This window comes from Lentzea sp. HUAS TT2 (assembly GCF_051853195.1).
In the GTDB taxonomy this organism is placed as follows: Bacteria; Actinomycetota; Actinomycetes; order Mycobacteriales; family Pseudonocardiaceae; genus Lentzea.
In genome coordinates, this window is record NZ_CP196667.1 from 997,836 (window position 1) to 1,010,332 (window position 12,497).

The 12,497-nt window shown below is 68.4% G+C and carries 14 protein-coding genes; 6 read left to right on the plus strand and 8 right to left on the minus strand.

The features are described 5' to 3' along the window. Positions 1 to 78 precede the first annotated feature (78 nt). The 3 genes from ACSHWB_RS05005 to ACSHWB_RS05015 form a co-directional block, all read right to left on the minus strand. Entirely contained in the window at positions 79 to 795 is a 717-nt protein-coding gene (locus ACSHWB_RS05005) for a methyltransferase domain-containing protein (protein ID WP_439660911.1), read from the minus strand. Beyond that, positions 792 to 1,361, minus strand: coding sequence for a sigma-70 family RNA polymerase sigma factor (locus tag ACSHWB_RS05010; protein WP_439660912.1), 570 nt, complete (start codon positions 1,359 to 1,361; stop codon positions 792 to 794). The genes ACSHWB_RS05005 and ACSHWB_RS05010 overlap by 4 nt, the downstream gene beginning before the upstream one ends. Positions 1,362 to 1,460: 99 nt before the next feature. Next, positions 1,461 to 2,177 (minus strand): class I SAM-dependent methyltransferase, encoded by a 717-nt coding sequence (locus ACSHWB_RS05015; RefSeq protein WP_439660913.1) that lies wholly within the window; start codon positions 2,175 to 2,177, stop codon positions 1,461 to 1,463. 33 nt (positions 2,178 to 2,210) lie between these two features. On the opposite strand from ACSHWB_RS05015, the gene ACSHWB_RS05020 reads away from it, so the two are divergent. From ACSHWB_RS05020 to ACSHWB_RS05045, 6 genes are read left to right on the plus strand one after another with little or no spacing between them, the layout of a single operon-like run. Then, positions 2,211 to 3,056, plus strand: a complete 846-nt coding sequence (locus ACSHWB_RS05020; RefSeq protein ID WP_030479497.1) for a ParA family protein — start codon at positions 2,211 to 2,213, stop codon at positions 3,054 to 3,056. Then, the gene (locus tag ACSHWB_RS05025) at positions 3,049 to 3,810 is read left to right on the plus strand and encodes an Fpg/Nei family DNA glycosylase (RefSeq protein WP_439660914.1); all 762 of its coding nucleotides are present in this window, start codon (positions 3,049 to 3,051) and stop codon (positions 3,808 to 3,810) included. The genes ACSHWB_RS05020 and ACSHWB_RS05025 overlap by 8 nt, the downstream gene beginning before the upstream one ends. A gap of 32 nt (positions 3,811 to 3,842) precedes the next feature. Next, positions 3,843 to 5,081: a cytochrome P450 family protein gene (locus ACSHWB_RS05030; RefSeq protein WP_439660915.1), complete on the plus strand. Its 1,239-nt coding sequence runs from the start codon at positions 3,843 to 3,845 to the stop codon at positions 5,079 to 5,081. A gap of 42 nt (positions 5,082 to 5,123) precedes the next feature. Next, entirely contained in the window at positions 5,124 to 5,681 is a 558-nt protein-coding gene (locus tag ACSHWB_RS05035) for an RNA polymerase sigma factor (RefSeq protein ID WP_439660916.1), read from the plus strand. Then, on the plus strand, positions 5,678 to 6,199 hold the full coding sequence (locus ACSHWB_RS05040) for a hypothetical protein (RefSeq protein ID WP_439660917.1): 522 nt from the start codon (positions 5,678 to 5,680) through the stop codon (positions 6,197 to 6,199). The genes ACSHWB_RS05035 and ACSHWB_RS05040 overlap by 4 nt, the downstream gene beginning before the upstream one ends. 44 nt (positions 6,200 to 6,243) lie before the next feature. After that, positions 6,244 to 7,221 (plus strand): quinone-dependent dihydroorotate dehydrogenase, encoded by a 978-nt coding sequence (locus tag ACSHWB_RS05045; protein WP_439660918.1) that lies wholly within the window; start codon positions 6,244 to 6,246, stop codon positions 7,219 to 7,221. Here ACSHWB_RS05045 and ACSHWB_RS05050 read toward each other — a convergent pair. From ACSHWB_RS05050 to ACSHWB_RS05070, 5 genes are all read right to left on the minus strand, one after another. Continuing rightward, a complete protein-coding gene (locus tag ACSHWB_RS05050) occupies positions 7,202 to 8,416 on the minus strand; it encodes a glycosyltransferase (RefSeq protein ID WP_439660919.1) in 1,215 nt (404 codons plus the stop codon). The two genes, ACSHWB_RS05045 and ACSHWB_RS05050, sit on opposite strands and share 20 nt — an antisense overlap. 174 nt (positions 8,417 to 8,590) lie before the next feature. Continuing rightward, positions 8,591 to 9,775 (minus strand): uracil-xanthine permease family protein, encoded by a 1,185-nt coding sequence (locus ACSHWB_RS05055; protein ID WP_439660920.1) that lies wholly within the window; start codon positions 9,773 to 9,775, stop codon positions 8,591 to 8,593. A 236-nt stretch (positions 9,776 to 10,011) separates the two neighbouring features. Next, the gene (gene pspM, locus ACSHWB_RS05060; RefSeq protein ID WP_439660921.1) at positions 10,012 to 10,833 is read right to left on the minus strand and encodes a phage shock envelope stress response protein PspM; all 822 of its coding nucleotides are present in this window, start codon (positions 10,831 to 10,833) and stop codon (positions 10,012 to 10,014) included. 29 nt (positions 10,834 to 10,862) lie between these two features. Beyond that, complete coding sequence (locus ACSHWB_RS05065) at positions 10,863 to 11,714, minus strand: PspA/IM30 family protein (protein WP_439660922.1); 852 nt, start codon at positions 11,712 to 11,714, stop codon at positions 10,863 to 10,865. 358 nt (positions 11,715 to 12,072) lie between these two features. Next, positions 12,073 to 12,495: a helix-turn-helix domain-containing protein gene (locus ACSHWB_RS05070; RefSeq protein ID WP_439660923.1), complete on the minus strand. Its 423-nt coding sequence runs from the start codon at positions 12,493 to 12,495 to the stop codon at positions 12,073 to 12,075. Between the last annotated feature and the right edge of the window lie 2 nt (positions 12,496 to 12,497).

Here is a 12,497-nt window from a genome sequence, read left to right on the forward strand (position 1 = left end):
GTCCCCTCGTCGACGTCCCGTGGAGGAGACGTGCGACGCGTCACTCCTTATGCGGAAAGTAGGGAGAAACTTCAAACGTCACCCGTTTGCAGCAACGAAGAGCGGTTGGTAATAGGCGTGGAGCAACCACTCCACGTAACCGAAACCGGCGCGTTCCGCCAATTCGGTGATTTCATGACGAGTAATCGCCCAATACCGTGCCTTGCCCACCACGACGCGCCACGAGTCGTTCTCGTGCAGCCGGAACATCTCCAGTTCGTACTGATCGCCGTCCCAGTGCCAGAGCTGGAACCACACGACGCGCCCCGGCCCGACGGACGGAGGGGTCGACAGCGGCCGTTCGGCGCGGATCGCGTCGTAGTCGCGCGTGGAGAGGACGAGCCGGCCGCCGGGCCGGAGCACTCGCCGCATCTCCCGCAGCGCCGCCAGCACGTCCTGAGCGGTCAGCAAATGGGGCAGCGCGTTGTCCGCCGCCAGCACGACGTCGAATGAGGCGTCTGCGAACGGCAGCGAACGCATGTCCGCGGCGAACGCGGGCAACGCGACGCCCCGCGCAGACGCCTCTGCGACGGCCCGAGAAGCCGCCTTGGGGCTCAGATCGGTGCCCACGACCTCATAGCCGCGCAAGGCCAGACCGATCGCCTGAGTGCCGATGCCACACGCGCAGTCGAGAACGCGCGCACCCGCCGGAATGAACTCGGCGAGCTGCGACGCCTGCCGGGCCATCGACGCGTCCCAGTCCGGGAACATCAGGTCGTACGTCCCGGCCAGGTCGTCGTAGAAGGCGCCGGTCAAATCAGCTCCTCGACCCCCACGGACGTCCTCAGCTTGGCCAGCGCACGGTGCTGAGCCACGCGCACGGCACCCGGCGTCGAACCGATCGCCTCGGCCGTCTCCTCCGCCGTCAGGCCGACGACCACGCGCAGCAGCAGGATCTCGCGCTGCTTGTCCGGCAGCCCGCGCAACAGCTGGCCCAGCCGTACCGACAGCGAGCCGAGCAGCGCGTTCTCCTCGGGGTCGACGGCCTGCGACGGACCGTCGGGCACCTCGGCGACGGGCTCGGAACGGTTGCGCGCGGAGACCCGATGGGCGTCCGCGACCTTGTGCGCGGCGATGCCGTACACGAACGCAAGGAACGGTCTTCCCTGCTCACGGTAGGTGGGCAGCGCCGTCAGCACCGCCAGGCAGACTTCCTGCGCCACGTCGTCCGCCGACGCGTACGCCCGTTCATTGCGACCAACCCGCGCACGGCAGTACCGCGCCACGAGTGGTCGCACGGAGGCCAGCAGCCGTTCGACGGCATGCCGGTCACCCGCTACGGCCTCGTTGACCAATGAGGCCAGCAGGTCGGAACTTTCCATCGCGTTGGTCCCTACGTCGGCGGCGGAGCCATTATCTTTCGCCGCCGCGTTGTTTGGGACCACTCATCAGTGTCATAAATGTCCCGAATGCACGAGGTTTCAGACAGTCCGTCGGGCGAGCACGTGCAGCCGGGCGGCGACGTCCCGGAGCGGGGACCGCGTGGCGGCGGCCAGTTCCAGCTCGGCGAGCGCGTCGGCGGCACCCGGATTCGCGTCCAGCACCACACCGGGCACGAGATCGGAGACGATGCCATGTCCTTGCAGGAGCTCGACAGAAAGCCCCGCCTCGAGAACCAGTTTCTCAAGACCCGGGACGTCGAACCGGCGCTGCAACGGGTCACGCGTGCCCGCGAGCTGACCGGCGTCGTCGTCCAGCAACCTTCGCGCGTCGACGATACGGCCGGCGATCGCGCGGTGCAGGATCGCCGCGAAACGGTTCGCGACCAGCAGCGACACCGCCCCGCCCGGCGCCACCGCGGCGGCCAGCGACGCGAGCGCGGCCGGTGCGTCGTCGACGACCTCCAGCAGCCCGTGCGCGAGCACCAGATCGGCCTCACCAGGGGGAACGCCCAGCGAGTCCGTGTCGCCCTGGACCGCGTTGATCGTCACCCCTGCCTCGCGCGCACGGGTGTTGAGCGTGGCCAGTGCGTTCGGGGAGGGCTCCACGACCGTGACCTCGCACCCCGCTGCGGCTAGGGGTACGGCCCAGACGCCGCTGCCACCACCGACGTCGAGCACGCGGGGTCCTGCACCCCTGCGCTCGCGTGCGGCGGCCAATTCGGCGTCGAGCACCCTCTGTACGGCGTCCGGTCGCATGTCCAACAGAGTAGGAGACCCTAGAGTAGGTCTGTGCATACGGTGTCCGTGCTCAGCCTCAAGGGAGGCGTCGGCAAGACGACGGTGGTGCTCGGCCTCGCCTCAGCCGCGCTCCGTCGTGGCGTTCGCACGCTGGTGATCGATCTCGATCCGCAGTGCAACGCCACGTCGACGCTGGAGCCAGAGGAGTCCAAGGCCAGCATCTACGACGTCCTGCAAGACCCCTCCGAGGAGAACGTCGAGCAGGCGATCCGCCCGAGCAGGTGGGGCGACGGCATCGACGTGCTGTCCGGGTCCGAGGACGCGGAGCTGCTCAACCACCCGGATCCGAACGAGTCGCGCCTGCATCGTCTGAAAGACGCGTTGCGCACGTTGCGGGACATGTACGACGAGTTCCCGTACCAGCTCGTGCTGCTCGACTGCCCGCCGTCGCTGGGCCAGTTGACCCGGTCGGCGCTGGTGGCGGCCGACCGCGCGCTGCTGGTCACGGAGCCGACGATGTTCGCGGTGGCGGGTGTCCAGCGGGCGTTCGAAGCCGTGCAGAACGAGCGGGAGAGCAACAACGCCGACCTGCAGCCGTTGGGTGTGGTGGTGAACCGCGTGCGGCCGCGCTCGCACGAGCACCAGTTCCGCATCGAGGAACTGCGCGACATCTTCGGCCCGTTGGTGATGCCGGTGGCGTTGCCGGACCGTCTCGCCGTGCAGCAGGCACAGGGCGCGTGCATGCCGATCCACGAGTGGGGCACGCCGGGCGCGCGTGAGGTGGCGCTGGCGTTCAACCTGCTGCTCGCCCGCATCCAGCGCATCTCGCGGAGCCGGCGCCGGGCCGTGCACCACGACTTCGACGACGACGAGATCCAGGAAGCGGTGGATGCCTGAGGGGGACACGGTCTTCCTGGCCGGCCATCGGATGCACGAGGCGCTGGCCGGGAAGACGCTGCGCCGCGCCGAGCTCCGCCACCCCCGCCTGTCCACGCTGGAGCTGACCGGGCTGGACGTGCTCGGCGTGCGCACGTACGGCAAGCACATGTTCACCCGGTTCTCCGACGGCAACAGCCTGCGCAGCCACTTCCGCATGGACGGCTCGTGGCACCTCTACCGGCCGGGTGAGCGCTGGCGGCGTCCCGGGCACCAGGCCCGCGCGGTGTTCGAGGTGGACGACCGGCAGGCCATCGGATTCGCGCTGCACGACATGGAGTTCGTGCCGACCTCGCGCGAAGATGAACTCATCTCGCATCTCGGGCCGGACCTTCTCGCGCCCGACTTCAACGCAGCTGAGGCCGTTCAGCGGTTGACCTCCGAGCCTTCCCGGGCCGTCGGGCTCGCATTGTTGGATCAACGGATCATGGCCGGCGTCGGCAATCTCTACCGCGCGGAAGTGTGTTTCCTGTTGGGAGTTCTTCCCACGACCCCGGTGTCATCTGTGGACGCCTCACGTGCGGTTGCGCTGTCACGCAAGCTCTTGCAGGCCAACCAGTGGCGGCCCGAACAGATCACCACCGGTGACCGGCGCGTTCAGCACTACGTTTTCGAGCGGACCGGCAAACCCTGTTTGCGTTGCGGCACAAGAGTCCGATCGGACGAGATCGACGGCAGATTTGTGTACTTCTGCCCAAAATGCCAGAAGGATTGAACCGAGACGCTCCACCAGCCGTGTCCCCCAATATGGCGGTCAATCTGGATGCGTTGCGCCCCGGCTTCACCGATGACCCGTACGCGGTGCTGAAGAGCCTCCGCGACGCCGGTCCCGTGCACCGGGTCGAGACCTTCGGTGTGCCTATGTGGCTCGTGACCCGCTATCCCGACGTGCGCGCCGCGTTGGACAACCCGCTGTTGTCCTCGCACGGCTCCGCGCTCGCCGAACCCCTGCGCGGCCATCCGCACTTCGCGTCGTGGTGGTTCGGCGACCTGTCCGAGCACATGATGAACAGCGACGAGCCCGACCACACCCGCCTGCGCCGCGCGGTGTCGAGCCAGCTCACGCCGCGCCGCATCGCCGCGCTGCGTCCCCGGATCGAGCAGGTGGCCGCCCAGCTGGCCGACGACTTCGCCGACTCCGGGAGCTGCGACCTGATCGCGGACTTCGCGGCGCCGCTGCCGATCACCGTGATCATGGAGCTGCTCGGCGTCCCCGCCGTCGACCAGGAGAACTTCCGCTACTGGGCGGACGTGGTCACCGGGCTGGCGGACGGTGACGCGTCCTCGGCCCGTGAGGAGACCTCCGGGTACCTGCGCGACCTGGTGACGCACAAGCGGACATCCGGTGACGACGACCTGATCGGCGGACTGGCGCGCTCGACCGGCCAGGCCGCGCTGTCCGACAGCGAACTGGCCTCGCTGGCGTTCCTGCTGCTCGTGGCCGGCTACACGACCGCCGTGGACCTCGTGGGCAACGGCGCGCTGGCGTTGCTGCGGCACCCGGAGCAGCTCGAGCTGCTGCAGCGCTCGTCGTCACTGCTGCCCGGCGCCATCGAGGAGTTCCTGCGGTTCGACGGACCGGCCTCGCACCTGCTGCGGTTCGCCACGCAGCCGCTGACGATCGGCGGTGTGCAGATCCCGGCGGGCGACGTCGTGCTGCTGTCGCTGGCCTCGGCCGAGCACGACGGCAACCGGTACCCGCGGGCCGACCAGCTCAACATCGAACGGGCGGACCGCCAGCACCTGGCGTTCGGGCACGGCATCCACTTCTGCCTGGGCGCGCCGCTGGCCAGGCTGGAGGGCGAGGTGGCGTTCCGGACCCTGCTGGGACGGTGTGCCGGGCTGGCCCTGGACACCTCGCAGCCGCTGGGGTGGCGGGTGTCGCTGGGCAGCCGGGGGTTGCGGGCGTTGCCGGTGACGTTCCGGACCAAGCCGCGGATGCCGCTGGACGAGCAGGCGACCATCACGGTGCCGAAGCCGCTGTAACGACGTTGGCGGAAGTCGGCAATCATTGGCGTGAGTCAGCCGATGACAGCACCCCGACATCCACCGCCACCGTCTCCCACCCGTGCGGCGCGCGCGTTCGCGGAGATCTACGAGGCCGAGTTCGACGTGGTCACGTCGTACTTCGCGCGGCGTACCTCCGATCCGCAGACAGCCGCTGATCTGACCGCGGACACGTTCCTCGCCGCCATCACGTCGTTCGCGACGTTCGACCGTGCGAGAGGCACGGCGCGAGGCTGGGTCCTCGGGATCGCACGCCGCGTGTTCGCACAACACTGCGAGGCCGTCACACGAGGCCGGGACGTGGTCGCGCGCATTCACGGGCGGCGCGTGCTCGACACCGATGAGATCGCCGACCTCGTCACGCGCATCGACGCGGAACGGGAAGGCCGTGAGCTCATCGCGGCGATGGCGGTGCTCAGTGCAGCCGATCGCGAGGTGGTCGAACTGGTCGACCTCGTAGGGATGGCACCGAAGGACGCGGCGAAGGCGCTGGGCATGTCGTCCGGCGCGCTGCGGATCAGGCTCTTCCGGGCACGCGGCAGGGTCCGCGACCTGGCATCGAACGGGGGACAGCGATGACGACGTTCAAGGACAACCTGCTCAACGACCTGATGCGCGAGCACGGCCAGACGGTCGAAGAGGCACCGGAACAGCACAGGCGGTCCGCGCGACCGTTGCTGGCGGCGGCGGGAGTACTCGCCGTGGCCGGTGCGGCCACCGTGGCGATCGTCAGCGGCGACTCCGAGGCCTACGCGGTCACCAAGAACGCCGACGGCAGCGTCACGGTCACCATCCGGGACATCAAAGGGGTCGACGCGGCCAACGCGAAGCTGCGCGAGTACGGCATCGGTGCGAAGGCCGTGCCGATGTCACGCGACTGCGCGGAGCTGGACGAGACCAAGATGGACCTCCTCGGCGACTACGTGCTCCCGCGCATCTCCGACGACGGCTCGGTCACGATGAGCCCCGGCGACATCCCCGCCGGGTACTCGGTGCTGCTCGGCGTCTCGAACCTGCCGAACCGCAACACCGGGCTCGGCTTCACCGGCCCGATCCGCAACCCCGCGCCGGACTGCCTGGCCGAGGTCGGGAACTGAGAGGGGCCCGCGCCCACCCTGAGCTGGCGTTATAGGGTGAGCGCGTGGTGTACAAGCAGGTGGTTCGCAAGGCGTTGTTCAACATGCACGGCGGCGACGCGGAGCGGGTCCACGAGACCACGCTGAACGTCATGGCCAAGCTCAGCCCGCTGGCGAGGTTCGCCCGCAACCAGAACAACCCGCGCACCGTCTTCGGCGTCCGCTTCCCGAACCCGGTGGGGCTCGCCGCGGGCCTCGACAAGGACGGGCGCGCGCTGCCGGCGTGGGCCGCGCTGGGGTTCGGGTTCGTCGAGGTCGGCACCGTCACGTGGCACGCGCAGCCGGGCAACCCGAAGCCGCGCCTGTTCCGCCTGCGCGAGGACGAGGCGATCATCAACCGGATGGGCTTCAACAACGCGGGTGCGCAAGCGCTTGCCGCGAAGCTCGACCGGACGCCGCTGAAGGCGCCGCTGGGCATCAGCCTCGGCAAGTCCAAGATCACTCCGGTCGAGGACGCCGTCCAGGACTACCTGAACTCGCTGAACGCCCTGCAGGACCACGGCGACTACTACGCCATCAACGTCAGCTCGCCGAACACGCCCGGCCTGCGCAGCCTGCAGGACAAGGGCGCGCTCACCGAGCTGGTCCAGACGCTCACCAGGGCCACGGACAAGCCGATGCTGGTCAAGATCGCGCCGGACCTCACAGAGGACGCCATCGCCGAGGTCATCCAGGTGTGCGTCGACAACGGCATCAAGGGCCTCATCGCCACGAACACCACGCTGAGCCGTGAGGGCCTCAAGAGCGCACACGCGTCCGAGACCGGTGGCCTCAGCGGCAGGCCGCTGACCCAGCGTGCGAACGACGTGGTCCGGTTCATCACGAAGAACAGCGACCTGCCGGTCATCGGCGTCGGCGGCATCGCGACCGCCGACGACGCCAAGCGCATGATCGACGCCGGTGCGAGCCTCGTGCAGATCTACACCGGGTTCATCTACGAGGGCCCCGGGCTCGTGTCGAGGATCAACCGGGCACTGAGGTGAGCGTGCGCTCGACGTGTTCCCAGCGGCCGACCGGACGGTAGCCGCGCAACACGGTGAACAACGAGCGCAGCACCGCCACGAAGTCCACGAACACGATCACCATCAGCAGCGGGTAGGCCAACGGCGCCAAGGCCAGCAACGGAGCCTTGGCGCGCCATGGTTCCGTCAGATCGCCGACGATCGTGAACACCGCCACGCCCGTGTAGACCGAGCACAGCAAGAGGATGCCGGTGAACCAGCCCGTCTGGAACGTCGCGCTGATGACGACGTAGATGAACACGGGCTCGAACAGCACGAGCACCTCCCCCGCCGCCGTGTACGGCAGATGCACCCACGAGAGAAGGCGCGAGCACGAACGGCCGAAGAAGAGCGAGCGGTGCTTGTAGAACGCCTGCAGCCGCCCGAACTTCCATCGGAACCGTTGCCGCAGCAGGCCTTTGAGCGACGGCACCGCCTGGGTGTACGCGATCGCGTCGGCCGCGAAGATGATGCGCCAGTCGAAGTTGCCCCGCAGCGACAGGATCTTCATCGAGAAGTCGATGTCCTCGGTCATCGTGTCGGTGTCGAAGTAACCGCACGCGCGCACGACCGACGTGCGGAACATCGAGCCCACACCGCCGATGACGTACTCGCAGTTGAAGACCGTGTAACCCTGCTTGAGCCGGTGCACCACCGCGTACTCCAGCCGCTGCACCCAGCCCAGCACACCGCGCTGGTCGGCGATCTTCACGTTCGCCGCCGCCGCGAGCACCATCGGGTCGGCGAAGTGCGCGACCATCTTCGAGACGGCCGACCGCGACAACGTCGAGTCGGCGTCCAGCACCATCACGAGGCCGTCGCCGACGAGGTGCATGCCGGCGTTGATCGCCGCCGCCTTGCCCGCGTTCTCCTGCGAGACGACGTGAACCCGGTCGCCGAAGCCCTGCAACGCGGCCACCGTGCCGTCGACGGAGCCGTCGTCGACCACGATCACCGACACGTCCTCGTACTCACTGTCCAAAACGGACTGCACGGCGCGGGCGACGCACAGCTCCTCGTTGTAGGCCGGGATGACGACCCACACCGTTGGTGTGTAAGGCAACGGGCGTGAGCGGCACAACGAGAGATCGTAGAGATCGGCCGCCACCAGAACGACGCACACGCGGACGACACCGATCATCGCCAGCGGAACCATGAGCCACGCGAGCGACGTCATCGGCGATGGCGCAGCAGTCGGATGCGGGTCGCGGCCAAGCTGCCCGCGATGATCGCGCAGGCCGTGAACAGCACCACGTAGTACGCGGCAACCATGGTGAATCTCCCTCTCCCTGGACCGGAAACTGGATCGGTCCGAAGTGGAGGGACGAAAACCACACGAAGGTGTGGTCGGCTAACTACGGCGTGCAGCCTGGAGCCAGCGCATGACCGGATGCAGGATCACGACGAGCAGCGAGCCCCACACCATGCCGCCCATCTCCAGGTCGCCGATCCCGATGGTCAGGTCACCGACACCGGCCACGAGCGCGGCGCCGCCGACCATCGCGTTGACCGGGTTGGCCAGGTCGACGCCGCGGTCCATCCAGATCCGCACGCCGACCAGCACGATCAGGCCGTAGAGCACGAGCGTGCAGCCGCCGAGCACACCCGGCGGGATGGTGCCGAACAGCGCGATGGCCTTCGGGGAGAACGCCAGCAGCGTGGCGAACACACCGGCGAACGCGAACGCCGCCGTCGTGTACACGCGGGTCACGGCCATCACGCCGATGTTCTCGGAGTACGTCGTCGTGCCGGCGCCACCGCCCAGGCCGGACAACGCGGTCGACAGGCCGTTCGCGATGATCGCGTCGCCCGCGCTGCCGTCGAGGTTGCGGCCGGTCAGCGCCGCCACCGCCTTCACGTGCCCGACGACCTCGGCCACCAGCACGATCACGACGGGCAGCATCAGCAGCACGACGGACGGCCGCAGTTCGGGCTGGTACAGCTTCGGCAGCCCCACCCACGCCGCGTCGCGCAGCGCGGCGATCCGCTCGGACGACACGGCGCCGAACGCCAGGCCGCCCATCCAGATCGCCACGAACCCGATCAGGATCGAGAACCGGAACACCAGACCGCGGCCGAGCACGCCGGCCAGCAGGATCACGGCGGTCGTGAGGGCGGCGACCAGGGGCTGCTCGGCGAAGTTCGAGGTGGCCTGGTGCGAGAGGTTCAGGCCGATGATGACCACGACGGCACCGGTGACGACCGGCGGCATGACCGACTCCAGCAGCCGCACGCCGAGCGCCTTGACCGCGATGCCGACGACGATCACCAGCAGGCCCGCGGCGACGACACCACCGAGCTGGGCGGAGATGCCCTGCTCGCGCGCGGCCACCAGAGGCGCCACGAAGGCGAAGGACGAGCCGAGGTAGCTCGGGACGCGGTTCTTGGTGATCACCAGGAACAGCAGCGTGCCCAGACCGGAGAACAGCAGGGTGGTGGCGACGGGAAGACCGGTGGCGGTGGGAACGATCACCGTCGCGCCGAACATGGCGACCAGGTGCTGCACTCCGAACCCGATGGTGAGCGGCCAGCTCACCCTCTCCTGGGGTGCGACGGTCTCACTGTCGGTGATCCGACCGTCCCCGTGCACGGTCCACAACGCCAACGCACTGCCTCCCGGCATTTCAGCCGGACTTCCCGCAGACCGGCCCCGGAATCCTGCCACGCCATGTAGCGGCTACGGCTAGATAACGGTCCGATAATCACACGATTGCCCTAAAGATCTCCAGAGAGACTCGCCGAATAGCGGCATGCAACTACGGAGAGTCATATTCAGTACGCTGAATAGCCTGAGACGTCTCGCATCGCGGACGCCAGACCGGCCATGTGGTCCGTGGCATCGTCCAAAACCTCGCCGGGGTTCTGGAACTGCGTGCTCGCCGCCAGCGCCTTGCCCGCCTCGGCGACCAACGCACAGTAGCGGTCCACGCCGTCCGCCAGTTGCGCCCTGAGCACCCGGACACCCTCGACCAACGAGGCGCGCTCCAGATGCGGCGCGGTGTCCCGAGCGCGTTCGACGGCCTGGAGCTGCGCGGAGACCGCGCGGATCGCCGAGGAGGCCTCCTGGGCGGTCTGCCGGGCGTGCTGGACGGACTCGGTGGGCATCGACGTGAGCGCGGGCGAGTCGAGCTGCACCAGCAACTGGGTCATCGTGTCCTCGGCGCCGTGGAGCTTCTCCATCGGCACGCGCGCGGACGAGATGTGCGCGGGCAGCGGAGGCCGGGGCGGTGGCGGCGGCGAGAGCTCCAGCCGCTGCCGTGCGGCCCCCAGCTCACGCAGCTTGAACCCGCTGCGCACAGCGAGGACGGCGGGCACCGCGGCACCGATCGACCCGGTGACGGCGGCCCACGTGCCGAGCACGCCGGTGAAGCCCAGCACGGCCAGCGTGCCGAGCATCGAGATCACGATCAGCCAGAACGTGAGAACGGCGTTGGTCCGCTTGCGCTTGCGTTCGAGCTTGGCGCGCGGGTCGTTCCACTTCTGCATGCGGTAGCGCGCCTGCTCGGCCAGCGGGTGGCCCTGGAGCGACGCACCCAACTCGTTGACGACCTTGCGGACGATCTCGTTGTTGGGACGGTTTCTCCAGGGCTCCATGATCACCTGCTGGCTCCTTCGAGTCCCGCTCAGTTCTGAGCCGGCGGGACCTGCTGCTGCGTGGTCTTCTGCTCTGACTGGACGCGCTGCGCGATCTCGGCCTGGATCTGCGCCGCGGCGCTGTTGCCCGCGGTCACCTGCTGCGGCGTGGTCGCCTGACCGCCGTGCATGGACGCGCGGATCTGCTCGAGACGCGACGAACCGGCGAGCTGGGTGGTCGAGGCCTGGACCTCCATCATCCGGCCCTGCACCGAGTTCTGGGCGAGCTCAGCGGACCCGAGCGCGGTCGAGTAGCGCTTCTCGATCTTGTCGCGAACCTCTTCCAGCGACGGCACGTTGCCCGGCGCGGCGAGCTCGCTCATCTGGTTCAGCGACGCGGAGACCTGCTCCTGCATCTTGGCCTGCTCCAGCTGGCTGAGGAGCTTGGTGCGCTCTGCCAGCCTCTGCTGCAGCATCATCGCGTTGCGCTCGACCGCCTGCTTGGCCTGCGCGGCCGCCTGCAGCGACTGGTCGTGCAACGTCTTCAGGTCTTCGATGCCCTGCTCTGCGGTGACGAGCTGGGTGGCGAAGCTCTGCGCGGCGTTCTCGAACTGGGTCGCCTTCTGCTCGTCGCCCTTCGCGCGCGCCTCGTCGGCGAGCACGAGGGCCTGACGGGCGGAGGCCTGCAGCTTCTCCACGTCGCCCAGCTGGCGGTTCAGCTTCATCTCCAGCTGGCGCTGGTTGCCGATGACGGCCGCAGCCTGCTGCGAGAGGGCCTGGTGCTGCCGCTGCGCCTCCTCGATGGCCTGCTGGATCTGCACCTTCGGGTCAGCGTGCTCGTCGATCTTCGACGAGAACGACGCCATCAGGTACTTCCAGAACTTCACGAACGGACTGGCCATCTCCTACGCCTGCCTTCTCGGTGCCGGTGTTGGATCCATCGTCTCAATTGTGCGTCGGCGTATCCACCGACACGGGGAGATATCCGGGAACACCCTGACCCACCCCGGGACTTAGGAGAACACGTCTGACGACGTGCCAATCCTGCCCTCACCCGCGCCTGGAGACGCGGTGACCCAGCGTGCCGATGCCAAGCCGTTGCCTGCCGCCCAGCACGCTGCCGTCGTTGTCAGTTGAACGTCCGAAGAGGCAATCTTGTTGCACACCGTCACGTGGCGGGGGCCACAGTCGGTGACATGTCACCCGAATGCAGGCGACCCCGCTCGCCATCGGGGCAAGCGGGGTCGGATGACATGGGGATCAGGCTGCGACGACTGCTTTGGGACTCTCGCCGATCTTGCTCGTGAGCCTGTGGGTGAGCATGGGCTGCAGGCGCAGGTCGGACAGGTCGTCCGACAGCGTGGACGGCAGCACCCGGCCACCTTCCAGCTTGCCTCGATCCGTTCGTCCGTCCGGGACGGTGTCGGGCACCGTGTCCGGCGTCTGCTGGACGGCGCCGATGTCGGAGGCGACGTGGTGCAGCAACTCGGACAGAGGCAGCTCTAAAGCGTCACAGATGGCCGCGAGGAGCTCGCTGGACGCCTCTTTGCGGCCGCGCTCCACCTCGGACAGGTACCCCAGGCTCACGCGGGCGGTCCGAGAGACCTCGCGCAGCGTGCGGCGTTGATTGGTGCGGGCATGGCGAAGCCGATCACCGATCGCCTCGCGTAGCAGCACTGGCATCG

Coding starts and splice junctions, on each gene's coding strand:
- ACSHWB_RS05010 (WP_439660912.1), bottom strand. CDS start 1,361: ATGGAAAGTTCCGACCTGCTGGCCTCATTGGTCAACGAGGCCGTAGCG.
- ACSHWB_RS05015 (WP_439660913.1), bottom strand. CDS start 2,177: ATGCGACCGGACGCCGTACAGAGGGTGCTCGACGCCGAATTGGCCGCC.
- ACSHWB_RS05025 (WP_439660914.1), top strand. CDS start 3,049: ATGCCTGAGGGGGACACGGTCTTCCTGGCCGGCCATCGGATGCACGAG.
- ACSHWB_RS05030 (WP_439660915.1), top strand. CDS start 3,843: ATGGCGGTCAATCTGGATGCGTTGCGCCCCGGCTTCACCGATGACCCG.
- ACSHWB_RS05035 (WP_439660916.1), top strand. CDS start 5,124: ATGACAGCACCCCGACATCCACCGCCACCGTCTCCCACCCGTGCGGCG.
- ACSHWB_RS05040 (WP_439660917.1), top strand. CDS start 5,678: ATGACGACGTTCAAGGACAACCTGCTCAACGACCTGATGCGCGAGCAC.
- ACSHWB_RS05050 (WP_439660919.1), bottom strand. CDS start 8,416: ATGACGTCGCTCGCGTGGCTCATGGTTCCGCTGGCGATGATCGGTGTC.
- pspM (WP_439660921.1), bottom strand. CDS start 10,833: ATGGAGCCCTGGAGAAACCGTCCCAACAACGAGATCGTCCGCAAGGTC.
- ACSHWB_RS05065 (WP_439660922.1), bottom strand. CDS start 11,714: ATGGCCAGTCCGTTCGTGAAGTTCTGGAAGTACCTGATGGCGTCGTTC.
- ACSHWB_RS05070 (WP_439660923.1), bottom strand. CDS start 12,495: ATGCCAGTGCTGCTACGCGAGGCGATCGGTGATCGGCTTCGCCATGCC.